This window comes from Thermosynechococcus sp. (genome assembly GCF_046299635.1).
Classification (GTDB): Bacteria; Cyanobacteriota; Cyanobacteriia; order Thermosynechococcales; family Thermosynechococcaceae; genus Thermosynechococcus.
Genome location: NZ_JBKBHV010000006.1, coordinates 68,868 through 87,890, shown reverse-complemented (window position 1 = coordinate 87,890; position 19,023 = coordinate 68,868). Strand labels below are relative to the sequence as shown.

30 protein-coding genes are annotated in these 19,023 nt (G+C 53.5%); 13 read left to right on the top strand and 17 right to left on the bottom strand.

The features are described from left to right. Position 1 precedes the first annotated feature (1 nt). The 14 genes from rpsH to rplC are packed head-to-tail and all read right to left on the bottom strand — an operon-like array spanning position 2 to position 6,569. Entirely contained in the window at positions 2-403 is a 402-nt protein-coding gene (gene rpsH, locus ACK4IR_RS04105) for a 30S ribosomal protein S8 (RefSeq protein ID WP_409872754.1), read from the bottom strand. A gap of 29 nt (positions 404-432) precedes the next feature. Beyond that, positions 433-978, bottom strand: a complete 546-nt coding sequence (rplE, locus tag ACK4IR_RS04100) for a 50S ribosomal protein L5 (protein WP_409872752.1) — start codon at positions 976-978, stop codon at positions 433-435. Positions 979-1,036: 58 nt separating this feature from the next. Further along, the gene (gene rplX / locus ACK4IR_RS04095; protein ID WP_409872750.1) at positions 1,037-1,390 is read right to left on the bottom strand and encodes a 50S ribosomal protein L24; all 354 of its coding nucleotides are present in this window, start codon (positions 1,388-1,390) and stop codon (positions 1,037-1,039) included. Beyond that, a complete protein-coding gene (gene rplN, locus ACK4IR_RS04090) occupies positions 1,390-1,758 on the bottom strand; it encodes a 50S ribosomal protein L14 (protein ID WP_409872749.1) in 369 nt (122 codons plus the stop codon). The genes rplX and rplN overlap by 1 nt, the downstream gene beginning before the upstream one ends. 12 nt (positions 1,759-1,770) lie before the next feature. After that, positions 1,771-2,019, bottom strand: a complete 249-nt coding sequence (rpsQ, locus tag ACK4IR_RS04085) for a 30S ribosomal protein S17 (RefSeq protein ID WP_011055945.1) — start codon at positions 2,017-2,019, stop codon at positions 1,771-1,773. Continuing rightward, on the bottom strand, positions 2,019-2,231 hold the full coding sequence (gene rpmC / locus ACK4IR_RS04080) for a 50S ribosomal protein L29 (RefSeq protein WP_181494831.1): 213 nt from the start codon (positions 2,229-2,231) through the stop codon (positions 2,019-2,021). Before rpmC ends, rpsQ begins: the two co-directional genes overlap by 1 nt. A 2-nt stretch (positions 2,232-2,233) precedes the next feature. Continuing rightward, complete coding sequence (rplP, locus tag ACK4IR_RS04075) at positions 2,234-2,665, bottom strand: 50S ribosomal protein L16 (RefSeq protein ID WP_149817904.1); 432 nt, start codon at positions 2,663-2,665, stop codon at positions 2,234-2,236. A 14-nt stretch (positions 2,666-2,679) separates the two neighbouring features. Next, on the bottom strand, positions 2,680-3,396 hold the full coding sequence (gene rpsC, locus ACK4IR_RS04070; protein WP_409872746.1) for a 30S ribosomal protein S3: 717 nt from the start codon (positions 3,394-3,396) through the stop codon (positions 2,680-2,682). A 12-nt stretch (positions 3,397-3,408) separates the two neighbouring features. Continuing rightward, entirely contained in the window at positions 3,409-3,777 is a 369-nt protein-coding gene (gene rplV / locus ACK4IR_RS04065) for a 50S ribosomal protein L22 (protein WP_011055941.1), read from the bottom strand. A 30-nt stretch (positions 3,778-3,807) separates the two neighbouring features. Further along, positions 3,808-4,086, bottom strand: coding sequence for a 30S ribosomal protein S19 (gene rpsS, locus ACK4IR_RS04060; RefSeq protein WP_011055940.1), 279 nt, complete (start codon positions 4,084-4,086; stop codon positions 3,808-3,810). A 22-nt stretch (positions 4,087-4,108) separates the two neighbouring features. Continuing rightward, the gene (gene rplB / locus ACK4IR_RS04055; protein WP_409872744.1) at positions 4,109-4,975 is read right to left on the bottom strand and encodes a 50S ribosomal protein L2; all 867 of its coding nucleotides are present in this window, start codon (positions 4,973-4,975) and stop codon (positions 4,109-4,111) included. Positions 4,976-4,986: 11 nt separating this feature from the next. Further along, positions 4,987-5,289, bottom strand: a complete 303-nt coding sequence (locus ACK4IR_RS04050; protein ID WP_181494828.1) for a 50S ribosomal protein L23 — start codon at positions 5,287-5,289, stop codon at positions 4,987-4,989. Continuing rightward, the gene (gene rplD / locus ACK4IR_RS04045) at positions 5,282-5,914 is read right to left on the bottom strand and encodes a 50S ribosomal protein L4 (protein WP_409872742.1); all 633 of its coding nucleotides are present in this window, start codon (positions 5,912-5,914) and stop codon (positions 5,282-5,284) included. Before rplD ends, ACK4IR_RS04050 begins: the two co-directional genes overlap by 8 nt. A 16-nt stretch (positions 5,915-5,930) precedes the next feature. Then, on the bottom strand, positions 5,931-6,569 hold the full coding sequence (gene rplC / locus ACK4IR_RS04040; protein WP_409872741.1) for a 50S ribosomal protein L3: 639 nt from the start codon (positions 6,567-6,569) through the stop codon (positions 5,931-5,933). 370 nt (positions 6,570-6,939) lie between these two features. Here rplC and tgt point away from each other — a divergent pair, with 370 nt between their 5' ends. From tgt to ACK4IR_RS04000, 8 genes are all read left to right on the top strand, one after another. Then, complete coding sequence (gene tgt / locus ACK4IR_RS04035; RefSeq protein ID WP_409872739.1) at positions 6,940-8,076, top strand: tRNA guanosine(34) transglycosylase Tgt; 1,137 nt, start codon at positions 6,940-6,942, stop codon at positions 8,074-8,076. Beyond that, positions 8,060-8,533 (top strand): DUF2752 domain-containing protein, encoded by a 474-nt coding sequence (locus ACK4IR_RS04030; RefSeq protein ID WP_409872737.1) that lies wholly within the window; start codon positions 8,060-8,062, stop codon positions 8,531-8,533. The genes tgt and ACK4IR_RS04030 overlap by 17 nt, the downstream gene beginning before the upstream one ends. Before the next feature lie 58 nt (positions 8,534-8,591). Continuing rightward, positions 8,592-9,203 carry a class I SAM-dependent methyltransferase gene (locus ACK4IR_RS04025; RefSeq protein ID WP_409872736.1) on the top strand — a complete coding sequence of 204 codons (612 nt, stop codon included), beginning with the start codon at positions 8,592-8,594 and terminating at the stop codon, positions 9,201-9,203. A 44-nt stretch (positions 9,204-9,247) separates the two neighbouring features. Beyond that, positions 9,248-9,511, top strand: a complete 264-nt coding sequence (locus ACK4IR_RS04020; protein ID WP_409872734.1) for a hypothetical protein — start codon at positions 9,248-9,250, stop codon at positions 9,509-9,511. Between the two features lie 87 nt (positions 9,512-9,598). Next, positions 9,599-10,030: a BLUF domain-containing protein gene (locus tag ACK4IR_RS04015; protein ID WP_409872733.1), complete on the top strand. Its 432-nt coding sequence runs from the start codon at positions 9,599-9,601 to the stop codon at positions 10,028-10,030. A 1-nt stretch (position 10,031) separates the two neighbouring features. Then, positions 10,032-10,529, top strand: a complete 498-nt coding sequence (locus ACK4IR_RS04010) for a YceD family protein (protein WP_409872732.1) — start codon at positions 10,032-10,034, stop codon at positions 10,527-10,529. Next, complete coding sequence (locus ACK4IR_RS04005) at positions 10,526-12,025, top strand: AAA family ATPase (protein WP_409872730.1); 1,500 nt, start codon at positions 10,526-10,528, stop codon at positions 12,023-12,025. Before ACK4IR_RS04010 ends, ACK4IR_RS04005 begins: the two co-directional genes overlap by 4 nt. 3 nt (positions 12,026-12,028) lie before the next feature. Further along, positions 12,029-12,496 (top strand): SH3 domain-containing protein, encoded by a 468-nt coding sequence (locus ACK4IR_RS04000; protein ID WP_409872728.1) that lies wholly within the window; start codon positions 12,029-12,031, stop codon positions 12,494-12,496. Between the two features lie 9 nt (positions 12,497-12,505). Here the strand turns inward: ACK4IR_RS04000 and ACK4IR_RS03995 are convergent, their stop codons facing one another. Beyond that, positions 12,506-12,940, bottom strand: coding sequence for a hypothetical protein (locus ACK4IR_RS03995; protein WP_409872727.1), 435 nt, complete (start codon positions 12,938-12,940; stop codon positions 12,506-12,508). Between the two features lie 152 nt (positions 12,941-13,092). Between ACK4IR_RS03995 and murD the strand changes: the two genes are divergently transcribed. The 5 genes from murD to ACK4IR_RS03970 all read left to right on the top strand — a co-directional run bounded on the left by murD (position 13,093) and on the right by ACK4IR_RS03970 (position 17,160). After that, on the top strand, positions 13,093-14,457 hold the full coding sequence (gene murD, locus ACK4IR_RS03990; RefSeq protein WP_409872725.1) for a UDP-N-acetylmuramoyl-L-alanine--D-glutamate ligase: 1,365 nt from the start codon (positions 13,093-13,095) through the stop codon (positions 14,455-14,457). Continuing rightward, complete coding sequence (locus ACK4IR_RS03985; RefSeq protein WP_409872723.1) at positions 14,454-15,626, top strand: AI-2E family transporter; 1,173 nt, start codon at positions 14,454-14,456, stop codon at positions 15,624-15,626. Before murD ends, ACK4IR_RS03985 begins: the two co-directional genes overlap by 4 nt. 4 nt (positions 15,627-15,630) lie before the next feature. After that, positions 15,631-16,308: a hypothetical protein gene (locus ACK4IR_RS03980; protein ID WP_409872721.1), complete on the top strand. Its 678-nt coding sequence runs from the start codon at positions 15,631-15,633 to the stop codon at positions 16,306-16,308. A gap of 2 nt (positions 16,309-16,310) precedes the next feature. Beyond that, the gene (locus ACK4IR_RS03975) at positions 16,311-16,745 is read left to right on the top strand and encodes a DUF1838 family protein (RefSeq protein ID WP_409872719.1); all 435 of its coding nucleotides are present in this window, start codon (positions 16,311-16,313) and stop codon (positions 16,743-16,745) included. A gap of 154 nt (positions 16,746-16,899) precedes the next feature. Further along, complete coding sequence (locus ACK4IR_RS03970) at positions 16,900-17,160, top strand: DUF1838 family protein (RefSeq protein WP_409872717.1); 261 nt, start codon at positions 16,900-16,902, stop codon at positions 17,158-17,160. Positions 17,161-17,324: 164 nt separating this feature from the next. On the opposite strand, the gene ACK4IR_RS03965 is transcribed toward ACK4IR_RS03970, so the two are convergent. Beyond that, complete coding sequence (locus ACK4IR_RS03965) at positions 17,325-18,341, bottom strand: aspartate-semialdehyde dehydrogenase (protein WP_409872715.1); 1,017 nt, start codon at positions 18,339-18,341, stop codon at positions 17,325-17,327. Positions 18,342-18,443: 102 nt separating this feature from the next. After that, positions 18,444-18,980 carry a 6,7-dimethyl-8-ribityllumazine synthase gene (ribH, locus tag ACK4IR_RS03960; protein ID WP_409872714.1) on the bottom strand — a complete coding sequence of 179 codons (537 nt, stop codon included), beginning with the start codon at positions 18,978-18,980 and terminating at the stop codon, positions 18,444-18,446. Between the last annotated feature and the right edge of the window lie 43 nt (positions 18,981-19,023).

The window sequence follows — 19,023 nt, the reverse complement described above, 5'->3', positions numbered from 1 at the left end:
CTTACCAAACGTAACAGAGTACTTCGCCGCCGATGCCCTGCTTCCGGGCCTCACGATCAGTCATGATGCCGCTGGAGGTGGAGATGATGGCAATGCCGATGCCACCGAGCACTCGGGGCAACTCACGGGAATTGGCGTAGACGCGCAGACCGGGTTTGCTCACCCGCTTGAGCGCAGTAATAATCGGCTGGCGCTGCTTGCCGCGATATTTGAGGGAGACCACAAGATGCCGTTTGATGCCGTCCCCTTGCTCTTCAAAATCGCGAATAAACCCTTCCGCTTTCAGCACCTGCGCAATACTGCGAGTCATGCGCGTGGACGGAATAATGGTGGTTTGATGACGCGCAAGGTTTGCGTTGCGGATGCGAGTTAGCATATCGCCAATCGTGTCATTTACTGCCATAGTTGCTCCTTAAAAATCTGCCTCCGGCGTTAGTTCTCACGGAACGGCATGCCCATTGCTTTGAGCAGGGCGCGTCCTTCTTCATCAGTATTGGCAGTGGTGATGATTGAGACATCCATGCCGCGAATTTGATCAATGTCGTCGTAGTTGACTTCGGGGAAAATGAGTTGCTCGCGTAAACCTAGGGTGTAGTTGCCCCGGCCATCAAAGCTTTTGGGGTTGACACCGCGAAAGTCACGAATCCGTGGCAGCGCCAAGTTAATCAAGCGATCTAAAAAGGCATACATGCGATCGGAACGCAGGGTCACCGCCACACCAACAGGCATGCCTTTGCGAATTTTGAAGCCAGCGATCGCCTTCTTAGCGCGGGTGACTACAGGTTTTTGCCCTGTAATGGTGGCGATTTCTGCCAGTGTGGCTTCAAGGGCTTTGGCATTTTGCGCCGCTTCACCGAGACCCCGGTTGACGGTCACTTTGACAATCTTGGGCACTTGGTGAATGTTTTTGTACTGGAATTGCTGCATGAGCTGCGGCACAACAATTTTGTTGTAGTGATCTTTGAGGCGTTGGGACATCGGGCTTCTCCTAGGGGCATTCTCTGGGCTGGGTCAGAGAGGGGAAAACAAGTTAGACTTAATCAATGATTTCGCCAGTTTTCTTGAGCATCCGTACCTTACGGCCATCTTCGGTGTAGGTGTAGCAGATGCGGCTGGCCACGTTTTGCTTGGTGGAGTAGAGCATCACCTTACAACTATGAATCGGGGCTTCCTTGGTAATAATTTGCCCGGATTCTCCCTCTTGGCGGGGCTTGACGTGTTTGGTTTTCAGGTTGACCCCTTTGACAATCACCTGACTGGTTTTGGGGAAAACAGCGAGGACTTCACCCACTTTGGCTTTGTCACTGCCAGCGATCACTTGAACCGTGTCTCCCTTTTTCACGTGCATGCGATAGCGCACGGGCTTTTTGTGAGATTTCTTGGCCGCCATTAGAGTACCTCCGGTGCCAATGAAACAATTTTTGTGAAGTTTTTATCCCGCAGTTCACGCGCCACTGGACCAAAGACACGGGTACCGCGAGGGTTACCCTCTTGGTTAATTAGGACAGCGGCGTTGTCATCAAAGCGAATGCTCATGCCACTTTCACGGCGGATGGTTTTGCGCGTGCGCACAATTACAGCGCGAACCACATCGGATTTTTTGACTGCCATATTGGGGGTGGCGTCTTTGACGGTGGCAATAATTACATCGCCGACACTGCCGTAGCGACGGTTGCTGCCGCCGAGCACGCGAATGCAGAGGAGCTTTTTGGCGCCGCTATTGTCGGCAACATTAAGGTAAGTTTCCTGTTGAATCATGGCTGGCTCTCCTTAGGCAGTGCGAGGACTGAGAATCTCAGCAATGACCCAACGCTTGGTGCGACTCAGGGGACGGGTTTCCCGAATGCGCACGCGATCGCCCACTTTGGCTTCGTTGTTTTCATCATGGGCTTTGTAGCGGCGGGTTTTGACGACAATTTTGCCGTACTTAGGATGGGGGGCGCGGTTTTCGACGGCAACGACGACGGTTTTTTGCATTTTGTCGCTGACGACGACGCCCACACGTTCTTTAACTGCCATTAGCCTTGGCCTCCACTGCGGCGACGTTCATTCTCAAGGGTTAGAAGCTGTGCCAACTCATGGCGCAGATGCTTAAATTGATGGGGTTTGACCTCTTGGCGGGTGGCTTTTTTGAAGCGGAGATCAAAGAGTTCCTTCTTAATCGCGGCAATGCGATCGCTCACCTCTTGATCGCTGAGTTCCCGCAGATCCTTCATTTTTGTCAGTGCCATTCTTAACCCTCCTGTTGTTCCTCTTCTTGATTGCGCACTAGAAAACGGGTTTTGATCGGCATTTTGTAGGCAGCAAGGCGCATGGCTTCGCGGGCAACCGCCTCCGGCACACCGGCAATTTCATACATAATCCGACCGGGCTTGACCACTGCCACCCAGTACTCCGGTGAGCCTTTCCCTGATCCCATCCGCGTTTCTGCTGGCCGCATCGTCACGGGCTTGTCGGGGAAAATGCGAATCCAGATTTTACCACCCCGACGAATGTAGCGGGTCATGGCACGACGGCCGGCCTCAATTTGTCGTGAGGTGATCCAAGCAGGTTCAAGAGCCTGAAGGGCATAGTCGCCAAAGTGGATGGAGTTACCACGACTGGCAACCCCCGTCATGCGACCCCGCTGCTGTTTGCGAAATTTTGTACGCTTTGGACTTAACATCGCTGGCTTCCCTGTTAGTTAGAGCGATTTTCAAATTGGGGTAGACGGCGTTGGGGACTGCGGCGGCTGGGCTCCCGTGTCACGGCTTCGGTTTGTCCCGGCAGTACCTCACCTTTGAAGATCCACACCTTCACACCCAAAATGCCGTAGATCGTGCGCGCTGTGCGGTAGGCATAGTCAATGTCTGCGCGTAGGGTATGCAGGGGAACACGCCCTTCCCGTGTCCACTCAGTACGAGCGATTTCTGCCCCATTCAGGCGACCCGCCACTTGGACTTTGATCCCCTCAATGCCTGCTCGCTGTGCCCGCTGAATGGCTTGGCGCACGGCGCGTCGGAAGGCCACCCGTCGCTCCAGTTGCTGGGTAATGTATTCTGCCAAGAGGCTGGCCTCAGCATCCACGCGGTTGACTTCCACTACGTTCACTTTGATTGTGCGGTTACTGGGAAGCATCTGCCGCAGTTGCTTGCGCAGTTCTTCAATCCCTTGACCACCTTTGCCGACCACAACACCAGGACGGGCGGTGCGAATTTGTAACTCGACTTGATCCGCTTTCCGCTCAATGCGCACTTCAGCAATACCGGCATTGGCCAATTGCTTGCTAATAAACGTGCGAATGCGGTGATCCTCCTGCAATAGCTCGGGATAGCGATCGCTATCGGCGTACCAGCGGGAGCGATGTTCTTGTGTAATGCCGAGGCGAAAGCCAATTGGGTGAATCTTCTGTCCCACGGTGGTATCCTTCTACGATTCGTCAGCAGTGTTTTGAGGCGCCACAGCAATCGTGATGTGGCAGGTGGGCTTGCGAATTTGGTAAGCGCGGCCTTGGGCGCGAGGGCGGAACCGTTTGAGGCAAGGCCCTTGATCGGCATAGGCCTGACTAATCACCAAGGTGGCAGGGTCCAAGCCTAAATTGTGGGTGGCATTGGCTGCCGCTGATCGCAAGACTTTCGTAATCGGCTCACAGGCACGATAGGGCATAAAGCGCAGCATAATTAGGGCATCGCGGTAGGTGCGACCCCGCAGTTGATCCAGTACTCGCCGCACCTTGTGGGGGGACATGCGTACATACTTGGCGCAGGCACGGGCAGTAGGAGAAGAGGTAGAAACCATAGATGGCTATCCCAGACGCGAACAAGAGAATCAATGGCGGGCTTTTTTGTCGCCCTTAACATGACTGCGGAAGTTGCGGGTGGGGGCAAATTCCCCCAGTTTGTGACCCACCATCTGCTCAGTGATGTACACCGGCACGTGCTGCTTGCCGTTGTGGACAGCGATTGTGTGACCAATCATTTCCGGCACAATCGTTGAGGCTCGCGACCACGTTTTGATCACTTCTTTGGCATTGCGCTCATTGAGGGCTTCAATCTTGCGTAAGAGATGATCCGCCACAAAGGGGCCTTTTTTTAATGAACGTCCCATAACCTAGTTTCTCCGCAAAAACCTAAGACTGACGACCACCGCGACCCCGCTTGGAAGACTTCTTGCGACGGCGCACAATAAGGGCATCGCTAAGTTTTTTCTTCTTGCGGGTTTTGTAGCCAAGGGTAGGTTTACCCCAAGGAGTGACCGGTCCAGGACGACCAATGGGGGCGCGCCCTTCCCCACCACCGTGGGGGTGATCCACCGGGTTCATCACTGAACCGCGCACCTTCGGACGACGACCTCTCCAGCGATTGCGACCCGCTTTCCCCAAGCTGATGTTGTTGGCTTCAACATTTCCCACTTGGCCAATGGTGGCGTAGCACTCCTTACGGAAGAGCCGCACTTCACCCGAGGGAAGTTTGAGGGTTACCATATCCCCTTCTTTGGCCACCACTTGTGCCATGGCACCGGCAGCTCGCACCATTTGGGCACCGCGACCAGGGGTAATTTCTACATTGTGAACGCTGGTACCCAAGGGAATTTTGCCTAAGGGCAGGGAATTGCCCACTTCGATAGGGGCATCGGGACTGGCAATAATTTCGGTGCCGGGGGTCAAATCCCGAGGATGGATGATGTAGCGCTTCTCACCATCGCGATAGTGGAGCAGGGCAATGCGAGCATTGCGGTTGGGATCGTACTCCACAGTTGCCACTTTGGCAGGAACATTGAGCTTGCTGCTGCGGCGAAAGTCAATAATGCGATAGCGACGCTTATGACCGCCGCCCCGTCGCCGACTGGTAATGACACCGCGATTGTTGCGGCCTTTGTCCCGCTTGAAGCCACGGGTCAGTGACTTTTCGGGTTTGTCGGTGGTAATTTCCGCAAAGTCAGAAACCGTTTTTTGGCGAACGCCGGGGGTATAGGGTCGGTAAACGCGAATGCCCATGATCTACTCCGTTAAACTTCAGGGAAGAGAACGATCTTGCTGTCGGGGGCAAGGGTGACGATCGCCCGCTTGTAACGAGGACGATGCCCAACAAACCGACCGACACGGCGCTCCTTGGGCGGCAGATGATAGGTATTCACTGCCGTGACTTTGACGTTAAAGAGTTCCTCAATGGCGGCCTTGATTTGCGGCTTGGTGGCGCGCCGATCCACGTCGAAGGTGTATTGATTGTTTTCCAGTAAAACCGTGGCCTTCTCTGTGATGATGGGGCGCTTTATCAGATCCGCAAGGGCGCGGGGTTGGACTTTAGTCACCGTACACCTCCTGAATTTTGGCGATCGCGGCGGTGGTGGCTACAATGCGATCGGCATAGAGCAAATCAAAAACATTCAATTGATCGGCACGCAGCAACTTCAGGGTGGGCACATTTCGTGCCGAGAGTGCCACCATTTCAGCAATGTCTTCCACCAGTAGCAGCACTTTTTGCTCCGGCTCGATGCCCCAGCGGTGTAGCGCCGTCACCAGCTCCTTGGTTTTTGGACGGGGCAAGTGCTCGGTAAAGTCCTGCACCACAATCAGGTCTTCCACCCGACTCATCAAAGCAGTTCGCAGAGCCAGCCGCCGCTCCTTACGGTTCATTTTTTGGCTGTAGTCGCGGGGCTTAGGACCAAAGATTACCCCACCTCCCCGCCAGAGGGGTGAACGAATCGAACCCGCTCGGGCACGTCCTGTTCCCTTTTGCCGCCAAGGTTTGCGACCACCGCCGCGCACTTCCGCACGGGTTTTGGTGGAAACAGTTCCCTGCCGGGCATTGGCCAACTGCCGCACAAGGGCGCGATGAACAATATGACTGGCGGTTTCGGGTTTGGCTGTCGCCAGATCAAGGGTGGCTTCACCACTGTCGGCACCCTGCCAGTCTTTAACGACACATGCAACCATAACTACTCTCCAGCCCCTATTTGCGACCGACAACTTTGGCGGGGGTAATGCTCACCAATGCCCCCGGTTTGCCCGGCAGTGCCCCTTTGATCAGGATTAAATTGCGTTCAGGATCAACGCGCACCACCTGTAACTTGCGAATGGTGACAGCCGCGTTGCCCATGCGACCCGCCATCCGCTTGCCGGGAAAGACGCGACCGGGGGTTGTTCCCGCCCCAGTAGAACCGGGCAGACGGTGGTTTTTGGAGCCGTGCGCCATTGGGCCGCGCTTGAAGTTGTGACGTTTTTGATAGCCCGCAAAGCCTCGGCCAATGCTGGTGCCGTGGACATCCACCAGCTGCCCCGGACTAAAAATATCAACAGTAATCGTCTGACCCAATTGGTAGGCAGAAGCATCCTCGAGGCGAAATTCCCGCAGATGACGCATGGGGGGCGTTTGCGATTTCTTGAGGTGGCCGCGCTCAGGGCGACTCAGGCTTTTCTCCCGCACTTCACCGTAGGCCACTTGAATCGCCGTGTAGCCATCGGTTTGGGGGGTTTTAATTTGTGTGATCGGACACGGCCCGGCTTGTACCACTGTAATGGGGACAGATCGGCCCGCCTCGTCAAAGATTTGGGTCATGCCCAACTTTGTCCCTAAAATACCAACTGTCACGATCGCGTTCCTTAAAAATACGAATCACAACAAAACAGCGAGAGCTAGCCCGTAGGCCACACCTCGGCAGATTCCTACAGAGTTTAGGAATGGTAGATTGACCCAGCAGTTACACGGTCAAAACGATAACGCTAGGGTGCATCCATCGTTGATCAAGGACAGGCGCAGGTAAAGATGGCAAGACGTACGGTTGCAGGTTGCGAACACGCTGCCACTTTTGGATCAGTGGAACCAAGGACTTAAGGGGGTTGAGGCGATCGCTCCCACTCAGTATCCGTTTTTGGTCACAAGTTTTAATCATAGATCAGTGATTGTGGGTTTGTCTAGGCATTTGGTAACATTTTTTACGCCTTCTTGTAGTTCCACCAGCGTGTTTGAATTTACCCGCCAGCAGGAATGTGCCCATACCCAAGCACGGGCAGGCTTGTTTCACACCCCCCACGGTGTAGTGGCAACACCACGTTTTATGCCGGTGGGTACCCTTGCCAATGTGAAAACCCTCACCCCGGAACACCTCAAGGCGGCGGGCGCCCAAATGGTCTTGGCCAACACCTACCATCTCCATCTGCAACCGGGAGAAGACATTGTGGCTGCAGCGGGAGGACTGCACCGTTTTATGGGCTGGTCAGGGCCGATTCTCACGGATTCGGGGGGGTTTCAGGTCTTTAGCCTCAGTGAACTGCGGCAAATTTCCGATCAGGGGGTGGTGTTTCGTTCTCCCCACGATGGTCAGATCATTGAATTGTCGCCGGAGGGGGCGATCGCCATTCAAGAGGCGTTGGGGGCAGATGTGATCATGGCCTTTGATGAGTGCCCCCCCTACCCTGCTAGCCGTGAGGCGGTCATTCAAGCCACCCAGCGCACCCTCCATTGGTTAGAGCGCTGTATTGCCGCCAAGCAAAGACCTGATCAGGCTCTCTTTGCCATTGTCCAAGGAGGAGTGTATGCCGACCTGCGGCGAGAATGCGCCGAGGCGATGGTGCCCTATGACCTGCCGGGCTATGCCATTGGTGGTGTGAGTGTTGGGGAACCCAGCCGTGCCATCCACGAAACGGTGGCGGTGACGGCTCCCCTGTTGCCTGCCCATAAGCCGCGTTATTTGATGGGCGTGGGGACGCACTTAGAAATGCTGCGGGCGATCGCTGCCGGGGTCGATCTTTTTGACTGTGTTATTCCTACCCGCTTAGCCCGCCACGGCTGCGCCATTGTCCAAGGGCAACGCTGGAACCTGAAAAATGCCCGCTTTCGCCGCGACTATGAGCCGCTAGATGTCACCTGCCCCTGCTATACTTGCACCACCTTTAGCCGTGCCTACTTGAGCCACCTGGTGCGAGCCAAGGAGCTACTGGCCTATACCTTGCTCTCGATCCACAATGTGACGGACCTGATTCGCTTTACCCAAGCAGCACGCCAAGCCATTTTAGAGGAGCGATTTGCCGCCTTTGCGGCAGAATGGGAGCAGCGACTGTTGGTACCTGCTGAGGCAGAGGATGTGGCGCTTCTCTGATGCGATTTTATCGAGGCAAGAACGCTTGAGCCGCTGGGGCTTTTTGGGGCTGACCACAGCACCGTTAGTGGGAGCAGCCCTGTTTAACCATACGGGGACGCCGCCTTTTTTACTGTGTCCCTTTCGAGCGACTACAGGGATTCCCTGTCCGGGGTGTGGCCTGACCCGCTCCTTTATGGCGATCGCTCGCGGCGACTTTGAAAATGCTCTGCGAATGCACTTGTTTGGCCCTATGTTCTTTCTCGCATTTACAGTGGTTGCTGTATTTGTATCTATTGAACTGAGAACGGGTCGGCGATTGCAACGCACTCCTTTTCACTACATCAATGAACGCATTCAAAACTGGTGGTGGCTGGGGGTGATTTACCTTGGCTACTACAGCTTAAGGCTATACAATTTATTTCATACAGGGGAATTTTATATTAACCCTCTAGAAAGCATCTTTCTGAGGAGTTGATCAATGACTATCTCCATTCCCTATGTTGATCCTAAGACAAAAGCGCCACTCAGGAAGGATGATGCTGCCTACTATAGTGACACAGGTGCTATTTATCCAAATTATTAACCATATCCCTAGATTTGTAACAGATCCAAATCAAAACTATACCCAAAACTTTGGTGTGCAATGGAATAAATTCTCAAAAACACAAATAGATGATATAAATCAAAAACAATCTGAAACTCGATTTTTTGCAACAACAAACTGGCAGCCTGAGGAGCTTGCTGGTAAAAGTATTCTAGAAGCCGGTTCGGGTGCAGGTAGATTTACGCGGGTTATCCTTGAAAAAACCTCTGCTTATCTTTGGAGTTTTGATTATTCAGAAGCAGTTGAAGCAAATTGGCAAAATAATTCTAATATTGCCGGTGGAAGATTACACCTATTTCAGGCTAGCATCTATGAAATTCCTTTGCCCGAAGCCTCTTTCGACAAGGTATTTTGCTTTGGTGTCTTACAGCACACACCTGACTTTGAAGCCTCTGTAAAAAATCTCACTAAATACGCAAAGATCGGTGCTGAAATTGTGGTTGATTTCTACCCGATTAAAGGCTTTTGGACAAAGATACACGCAAAATATCTTTTGAGACCTTTAACAAAAAGGATATCGCCCGAAACTCTTTTGAAATAATTGAAAAGAATATAGACATTTTAATCACTACATTTGATTTTTGGGTGAAGGCTAGACTAGGTGTACTCACTCGATTTTTACCAATTGTTGATCTACGAAAAATTCCTAGTACTGTTGATAAGCAAAAACGCCGTGAATGGGCAATTTTAGACACTTTTGATATGTTCTCTCCAGAGTATGATAATCCTCAAAGGATAGAAGATGTTGCTGCAATGTTTGAACGTAACGGAGCCAAGGTTACTTTTGCCGGATTTGTCAAATCGAGTGCCGGCACTAGCGCAGTGGTCAGAGCGATTCGCGAAAATTAACCTAGTAATCACAGAAGCTGTCTTTAGCCATGTTCCTTTTCATGGGATAGTAAAACTCGGTTGTGTTCGATCGGGAACTGGAGAGCCATGAGACTACATCGCCTGCTCTATCTCAGTTGTGCCACGGATGGTCTATCCTACCCAGACCTGCGGGACATCATGGCCAAGTCGGAGGTGAACAATGTGCGCGATGGCATTACGGGAATGCTGTGCTACGGCAATGGCATGTTTCTGCAAACCCTAGAGGGCGATCGCCAAAAAGTGAGCGAAACCTACGCTCGTATCCTTAAGGATCCCCGCCACCACAGTGCTGAACTCGTTGAATTTAAGGCGATTGAAGAGCGAGCCTTTATCAATTGGTCAATGCGCTTGGTGCAGTTGGGCGAAATGGATAGCGATACAATTCGGCGCCTGCGGTTAAAATACTCTCCAGCAGCAACGTTTCAGCCCACCTCCATGACGGCTGAGCAGTGCTTCCGTTTCCTGAAAGAACTCTATGACCTGAGTCAAGGAACGTAGCGTGACAGAGGCTCACTGGCTGAGAATTCCTGAACTTTTGCGGCTGCCCGCCCAGACCTATGAGTGGCGGGTGGATACCGATTTGCCAGACTTGGCAACACTGACTCCAATACAAGGGATTGTTACTGCCAGTCACCACCACACCTACTTAGAACTGCGTGCCGATGTGCAGACCATTGTCACCCTCTGTTGCGATCGCTGTTTGCAGTACTATAACTACCGCCTCGCATGTACGACTACTGAACTGATTTGGTTGGCGGAGACCTCAGCAAGTCAACCCGAGGATGATCTGGTGGAAACCTTGCCGGCCACCGGTCGCCTTGATTTGGCTGACTGGCTCTACCAGCAACTGTGCCTTGCCCTGCCCTACCCCAAGTACTGTGATCCCAATTGTGGCGGTATTCACCCCCCCACTCCTGTAGAAACTCCCACTGATCATCGCTGGGCGGCATTGGCACAACTCCAATCGGCTCTGGAGCGTTCGGAGCCATCGCCGTGAGTGCTCAATCTGACCTTGAACTGCTGCTGCGGGCGCGCTATCCCCTGTTGTATGTGACCACAACAGAAGAAGAACGTCTTGAGGCGACCCTCCACGCCATTGGCGATCGCCTGAATCAGCGTCCTCTCTACATTTGGGATTTTGTCGAGGGGTATCAGGGCAATCCCAATGACATGGGGGTGGCCAAACGCAATCCCCTCAGTGCCCTTGAATTTGTTGAAAAACTACCGCCGGCGGCAGCAGCCATGATCTTGCTGCGGGATTTTCATCGCTTTATTGAGGATGTGGCCGTCTCCCGCAAACTGCGCAACCTTGCGCGGCAACTCAAGTCCCAGCCCAAAAACCTGATCCTGCTTGCGCCGACGGTGCAGTTGCCGCCGGAACTGCGGGATGTGATTACCGTTGTCGAGTTTCCCTTGCCGCAACGGGAGGAAATTCGCCTTGAACTGGTGAAGCTCTGTCAAAGTCTCGGCAACCTTCCCCCCGAACCCATACTCGATGAATTAATCCGCGCCTGTCAGGGCTTGACCCTAGAGCGGATTCGCCGCGTCATTGGCCGCATCATTGCCCTCCATGGTGTGCTGGACGGCAGCCATGTGGATCTGATCTTGGAGGAAAAGCGGCAGATCCTGCGGCAAACCCAAATTCTTGAGTTTTACCCTACCCAAGAAACGATTGCCGATATTGGTGGCCTTGATAACCTCAAGGAGTGGTTGCTGCGGCGCGGGGGGGCTTTTTCCGAGCAGGCACGGCGCTATGGGCTACCCTATCCCCGTGGGGTGCTGCTGGTGGGAATTCAGGGCACGGGTAAATCCTTAACAGCGAAGGCGATTGCCCACCAATGGCACTTGCCCCTCTTGCGATTGGATGTGGGGCGGCTCTTTGGCGGCCTTGTGGGGGAATCGGAAGCACGTACGCGCGAGATGATTCAAATTGCTGAAGCCCTAGCCCCCTGTGTCCTCTGGATTGATGAGATGGATAAAGCCTTTGCAGGCATTGATGGTCGAGGGGATGGCGGTACCAGTAGCCGCGTTTTTGGCACGATTATCACTTGGCTAGCAGAGAAAACTTCCGCCGTTTTTGTGGTAGCGACGGCGAATAATGTTCAAGTGTTGCCCCCGGAACTGTTGCGCAAGGGGCGCTTTGATGAAATCTTTTTTGTGGGGCTACCCAATGTGGAGGAGCGGCGCGCCATTTTTGAAGTGCACCTCGGTCGTGTGCGGCGCGATCGCCTGCAAAACTATGATTTAGAGCGCTTGGCCTACGAAACTATTGACTTTTCTGGGGCTGAAATCGAGCAGTGCATCATTGAAGCAATGCACCTTGCCTTTAGCCAAGATCGCGACTTTACCACTGAAGATTTGCTCCACGCCGCCGGCGAAATTATCCCCTTGGCACGAACCGCTCGCGAACAGGTGCATCAATTACAGGAATGGGCGGCCTCCGGACGGGCGCGGTTTGCTTCACGAATCCTGTCTCCTCCCACAGGGCGTTAGATCATGAAACCGGTTGTGCGTGTGCTGCAATGGCTCTTGGGAACCTTTTTGGGTTTAGGCCTGATTACGCTTGTGGCCGCAGCGATCATTACGCCCCTCGTCTTTAACTTGCTCTGGCCACCCCCGCGTCCCGAGGTCGAGGCGCAAAATTCCCCCCTCCCCACACCACCAGAACCATCACCGAATTCCCCCTCACCCACTCCTGAACCGACTCCGACCCCCTCGCCGCAGGCTAAGCCTGAAGGGCGGGTGATCTATGGCGATGGTCTGCGGTTGCGCGATCGCCCCAGTCGCGAGGCAAATGCCCTAGGGGGTGTGGCCTTTGATGAAGTAGTAACAATTCTAGAGCGCAGCGAGGATGGCGAATGGCTCAAGATTCGCACTCAAAATAATCTTGAAGGCTGGGTACTGGCTTTTGGTGTACAGGAAACAACGGCTAAATCCCCCACATCGAGTGAGACGCCGCAGTAGGTCACTCCGCTATTGAGAAAATTCTTGCATTTGCTGAAAGGAACGATACTCGCGATCGCCACTGAGCCATTCCACCAAGGTAATTTTTACCTGCCCGCCTGTATTTGGAATCACCAGAAACTCCACCTCGTCCTCGCTGTTAATCACGCGATTGCGCAACTGGGTGGCTCCCGCTTCGAGCAGTCGTTTGCTCGTCGGATCATAGATCTCGTAGTAGATCTGGACATTGCGGGCTGGTGTGGTTGTTTCATTGCGCACGCGCCCCATCAGGCGGTGGTACCAGACACCGGCAATATTTTCGCTCTGCAATTGGACATCGGTCACTCGCACCACTTTGGGGGCGGCGCGGCGGCGGGCGATCGCGACCCTACCATCAAGAGACAAAAAACCGACACTGGTTGTCAGCAGCAGACCGCAGAGCGAAATTGTGCGCAAGTTAAACATTGTTCTCTACTCGGTGTGACAATAATAGAGTCTAAGACGCAACATTCAGCGGGAGCGATCGCCTTTAGGTCTCATTGGCCTTGAGGATACCACCTTAGTGACCGCTGCCCTGAGTTTGTACCTGCTGGATTGGATTCACCCCACTTATAACTATGCCAACTGTTCATGTGATTGGTCTTGGTCGCTCTGGCATCGCTGCCGCCCGTTTACTAAAACGTCAAGGCTGGCAAGTGGAGGTGAGTGATAGTCGCCAAACCCCTGCCCTACAATCCCAGCAGCAACTCCTCGAAGCCGAAGGCATTGCTGTTCAACTCAACTACGACTTTGATTTGCAAACCCTCGTCAGTGTGGGTCTGCGTGTACCGCAGGAAATTGTTATTAGTCCAGGTGTCCCTTGGTATTCACCGGCGCTCGTTGCCGCTCGCCAAGCAGGTATCCCCGTTCGGGGCGAAGTAGAAATTGCCTGGCAGACCCTCGCCCATCTGCCGTGGGTATGTATTACGGGCACCAATGGCAAAACAACCACCACGGCACTCACTGCCGCCATTTTTCAAGCCGCAGGGTACAATGCTCCCGCCTGTGGCAATATCGGCAACAGTATTTGTGAAGTGGCCTTGACCGCTAGCGCCCTTGATTGGGTGATCGCCGAGATTAGTAGCTATCAATTGGAGTCCAGCCCTCCCCTGCACCCCCAATTCGCCCTTTGGACAACCCTCACTCCGGATCACTTGGAACGGCACGGCACCCTCGATGTCTATGTAGAAACCAAAGCCCACCTGATGAACGGTGCTAAACAGGTGATCCTCAACGGCGATGATCCCTACCTGCGTCAGCACATGGTGAATCGTTGGCCGAAAGCTTGGTGGACTAGTACCCAAGGGGCAGCCGCCCTACCCAAGGGGATTGCCCAAGGCATTTATATCGCGGCGGATCAGGTGTGGTTTCAGGATCAACCCCTGCTGCCCACCCAGGTCTTGCAAATGCCGGGTCAACACAACCAGCAAAACTTTCTTCTCGCCGTGGCAGCCGCACATCTGGCGGGGATTCCTGTGCAAACAATTGCCAAAGCGGTGGCGGGGTTTGCCGGTGTGCCCCATCGTCTAGAGCGCATTCGCCAATGGCGACAGGTGGCGTGGATCAACGATAGTAAGGCCACCAATTATGACGCCGCAGAAATTGGTCTGCGTTCTGTGACAGGACCCGTGATTCTCATTGCCGGTGGACAAGCCAAAAAGGGGGACGATCGCGCTTGGCTCAATCTGATTCAGGAAAAAGCCGCGTGGGTGCTCTTAATCGGTGAAGCAGCACCGCAGTTTGCGCAGCGCCTAGAGGCGATCGGCTTTACAAATTATGAGATCATGGAGACACTGGATAGGGCGGTGGCGGCGGCTGCTGAACTGGTGACCCAGTACCCGATCAAAACCGTGCTCTTTTCCCCTGCCTGTGCCAGCTTTGACCAGTACCAAAACTTTGAAGAACGCGGTGATCACTTTCGTCAATTGTGCTTAGCGCTATGAGCCAATCTGCGGCCTCGGGTCACTGGTGGAATCGTCTTTCCATTGCCAGTCGGTTTCTGATTATTGGTTTGGCAGGGCCTGTCCTGACGCTCAATTTTTGGGCATTTGCCACTGTTCTCAAGTTCTTTGGGCCCTTGGTCGCGGTGCTGGTGCTTGCCTCCCTATTTGCCTTTTTGCTGAACTATCCAGTGCGCTGGATGGAGGAGCAGGGAAATCCGCGTGGGCCGTCGGCAGTTGTCGTCTTTCTGCTGGCACTGGTTTTGATTGCCATCATTGCCTTGGTCGTGGTGCCCAATGTCTTTAATCAGGCGCAACAACTCATTGCTCGCCTGCCGGAATGGTTTAACTCCAGCCAACGGCGACTGCTGGAATTTGGGCTTTGGGTGGACTCGCTTAACCTACCGGTAACGGTGGATGTGGATGCCCTTGCCAACCAATTGCTGGAAAAACTCAAGGATCAATTGCAAAGCTTAGCCCGCGAGGCGCTGAATTTAATTTTGGGCACGGTGAGCAGTGTCGTGGATGTGCTGATTAATCTCATTTTGACTGTGGTTCTTACCTTCTATTTGCTTCAGCATGGTGACGAATTGTGGGATGGCCTGCTCAGTTGGCTGCCCGATACGCTGCGCCCCACGATCTCAGAAACCATACGCCGTAGTTTTGAAAGCTACTTTATTGGTCAGTTGGTGCTGGGGCTGTGCATGGGCATTGGCTTGACCACGATTTTTATCTTTTTGAAGGTGCCCTATGGCTTGCTCTTTGGCGTGATCATTGGTGTGATGGCTTTGGTGCCCTTTGGCGGGACGGTGGGGATTATTTCCATTAGTTTACTGGTGGCGCTTCAGGATGTTTGGCTCTCCCTTAAGGTGGCGGGATTTTCGTTTCTCTTTCAGCAGTTTCTTGAAAATGTGGTGGCACCCCGCATTATTGGCAGCTTTACGGGTCTGAATCCCGTCTGGGTGTTTTTAGCGATTCTGACGGGAGCGCGGGCCTCGGGCTTGGTGGGGGTCTTGATTGCGGTGCCGATCGCGGTGGTGATTAAAACTTTTCTTGTGAGTGTGCGATCGCGCCTCAATGCCGAGGACGTGGATACCACCGTTGCCCTGCCCAGTAATCCGCCGCCCTTACCCCCTGTTTCTTCGTCAATGAAGCCATCCTCAGTGGAGTAGAACCATGCTGCGTGCCCTTCACCCCGGAATTCTCACCTCCCTTGTTTTGATCAGTACAACCGCCGTCATTACCCTCGTCACGGCTTTTATTGGCTACCATTTGGGGCGAGAGTCGTTGCGCGGGGTGTCCCAGCCAGTGGTGAATCCCATCCTTGGTAGTGCTGTAAATGCCAATGGGCAAACCCAAGGGGAGCGATCGCCCATTCTTGACGAGGCACAGATCATTGCCCAAACCAAGGCTCGTATTGCCGAAATGACCGAAGGTTCTGGCGATCGCGAGATTGCACCTGCCCCCACCACCCCTAGTGAACCACAAGCGACGGAAGCCGAGGCAAACCGGACACTACCTATTGTGGCTGAGGATAAGGGAGTGCGCTTAGAAATTAGCCATGTGGACACCATTGGCCAAGATTTAGCCCTGCACATCAGCTTGAAAAACGACAGTAGTCAAGGGGTGCAGTTTATTTACACTTTCCTTGAAATCAAAAATGACAAAGGTGACCTTTTGAGTGCCCTCACCGAAGGCCTGCCGACGGAATTGCCCCCCGGCAGTGATCTGGTCAAAGGCACAATTCTCATTCCCAAAAGCCTCTTAGGTGATACGAAAACAATGACACTACGCCTTGCTAGTTATCCCAATCAAGATGTGCAATTGCAGGCTGCCAATATTCCTGTGGAGTAGCCATGCCCGCTGCTGAATTTGTTCAAAAATGGTTCGGTGCTCGCGATTGGGTGCGGGCGGATTTGACGGACAAGACCACGTTTATCGTGTGGCCGGGAGCGATGTATAGCTTTGTTCCCCAAGAACGTCACCGTCATTTATTCAACATTGTTGGCATGAGTGCCGCTCGCTGTTTGCCCCATCCTGAGGGAGGGTGGTATTTTCTCTCCCGTGAGTTGACGTTTTATCTGGATCCGGAAAATCAAGCCCCGTGCGATCGCTGGCACAATCCTTGGACAGAGGAAGTGGTTCCCGTAATTCCCGTTGCCAATGATCCTGTACAAGGGCTATTTGGCCGTGAGGTGCCTGCCCAAGTCGGTGAGCACACGACCACTTTTCAGTTTGATCTGTTTCCGCTCTGTAAGACTTATACAAATCTGTCCAGTCAAGTCAAATAGACTCAATTGTTTAGATTTACTGCTCACTTCGTGCTTCATCGAAGTCTCAAGAGCGACGCTCTCAAGGAGTATTACTTCCCCACAGGCTTCAATTTCCCCAGAGCTTGGGGTACCTACAAATCTTAACAGATGGAGCCTCCCACCGCCGCAGGGTTTGGGTGGACATACCCTTTCATTTCGCCTTGGGCCTTGGTTGCCGTGGATGAGGATGGGCGATCGCCCCGGTTACCTTATCTATAGTGCCACAGGCCGCAAAACGCTCACCGTCGAAGACTTGCCCTCCCTCCTGCAAGAACAATTAGAACGACTGGAGGCCTCCAGTGAATACCGCGAGGGTGCCGATATGACTTCTTGGCTGTATTTTCAGGAGCACTTTGAGGCCTATTTGGAGGGGGCACTGTTTCCAGTGACTTGATGAATACCAACCTGTCCCTATTCTCGTGGCGGCAGGCTAAAAAGGGGCAACTCTGTAAACTGCGTTCTGAAGGATGCGGCGAAGAGGTGTTTGTGATTTGGTATATCACCACACCCTTCATTAAAACATCAATGTGCTCAGCCAACCGTGGTAAGTCTTTTCGCTTAGATTAACCCTTGGGCAATCAGAGATTCGGCAATTTGCACGGCATTTAGTGCCGCCCCCTTACGAATTTGATCGCCACACAGCCACAGTTCAAGGGCATTGGGTTCGGAAATATCTTGGCGCAGCCGTCCCACCAGCACGGGATCCTTGCCTGTGGCCTCTAGGGGCATGGGGAAATAGTTGCGCTGCCAATCCTCAACAAACTGGACGCCTGCGGCCTGTTGTAGGCGATCGCGCGCCTCTTGCAGCGGAAAAGGCTCAAAAAATTCCACATTCAGCGCCTCCGAATGGGCACGCAACACCGGCACGCGAACACAGGTGGCCGTTAGCCGCAACTCCGGGGCATGGAAAATTTTGCGGGTCTCATTGACCATCTTCATCTCCTCTTGGCAGTAGCCCTGCTCATTGAGGGGAGAATTATGGGGAAAGAGGTTAAAAGCCAAGGGATAGGGAAAAGCCTCTGTACGGGGTGGTTGCCCCTTGAGAATATCGAGGGCTTGATCCTTGAGTTCTTGCATGGCTTTTGCCCCCGCCCCACTGGCAGACTGGTAAGTAGCCGCTACAATTCGCCGAATCGGTCGCACCTGATGCAGTGGCCATAGCGCCACCGTCAGCAAAATTGTGGTGCAGTTGGGATTGGCAATGAGACCCCGGTGGGTTTTCAAGTCGTCAGGATTGACCTCCGGCACCACCAAGGGGACATGGGGATCCATGCGATAGGCACTGGAATTATCAATGGCGATCGCTCCCCCTTTGATGGCGATCGGTAACCACTGCCGCGACACACTTGCCCCCGCCGAAGCCAAAATCAAATCGAGTCCCTTGAGGGTCTCTTCACTTACTGCCTGTACGGGTAGCACCGTCTCACCAAAAGAAAGGGTTTGACCTGCGGAACGGGGCGAAGCCAACAGGCGTAAGTCGGCGACCGGAAAAGACCGTTCCGCCAAAATGGCCAAAATTTCAGTGCCGACGGCACCTGTCGCCCCTAAAATGCCAACCCGTAATCCCTGTGCCAACGTTATTACTCCTAGGAATCTAAGCTCATTTTACGATCGTTGCCGATTGAGAAATCACAAAGTTGTAGTCTCAGGGAAGAGTGTCTGCTCCACCGTTTGAGATCACCCATCAGCAAGAACCGAGGTAGTGGGGCTGAGTTTGGCTGTTGGTGGATTGATGGGGCTAGGCAGCGTTTGCATCAGGTTGGCCATTTCGAGGGCGTTGAGGGCATATTCCCAGCCTTTGTTGCTTTTGATGCCAGCACGTTCAAGAGCCTGTTGCATGGTGTCGGTGGTGAGAATGCCGTAGATAATGGGCACACCGGTTTGCATCGAGGCGGCGGCAATTCCTTTGGTGACTTCAGCCGCCACATAGTCAAAGTGGGGGGTTTGGCCGCGGATGACGGCTCCTAGACAAATGATGGCAGCATAGCGACGACTGGCCGCCAGTTGAGCTGCCACAAGGGGGATTTCAAAGCTACCGGGTACCCAAGCATAGTCCACTTGAGAACCATGGGGATTGGGATCAACACCATGGCGGCGCAGGCAATCTTGGCAACCCTCGAGCAGCTTGGTCGTAATCAGGTCATTGAAGCGGGAAATCACGATGCCAAAGCGAGGCGTGCCCAGAACTTGATAGGTGCCTTCAAAAACAGCCATAGCTGGAGGTGCCAAATCTTACCCAAAAGAGTATAACCTGCAA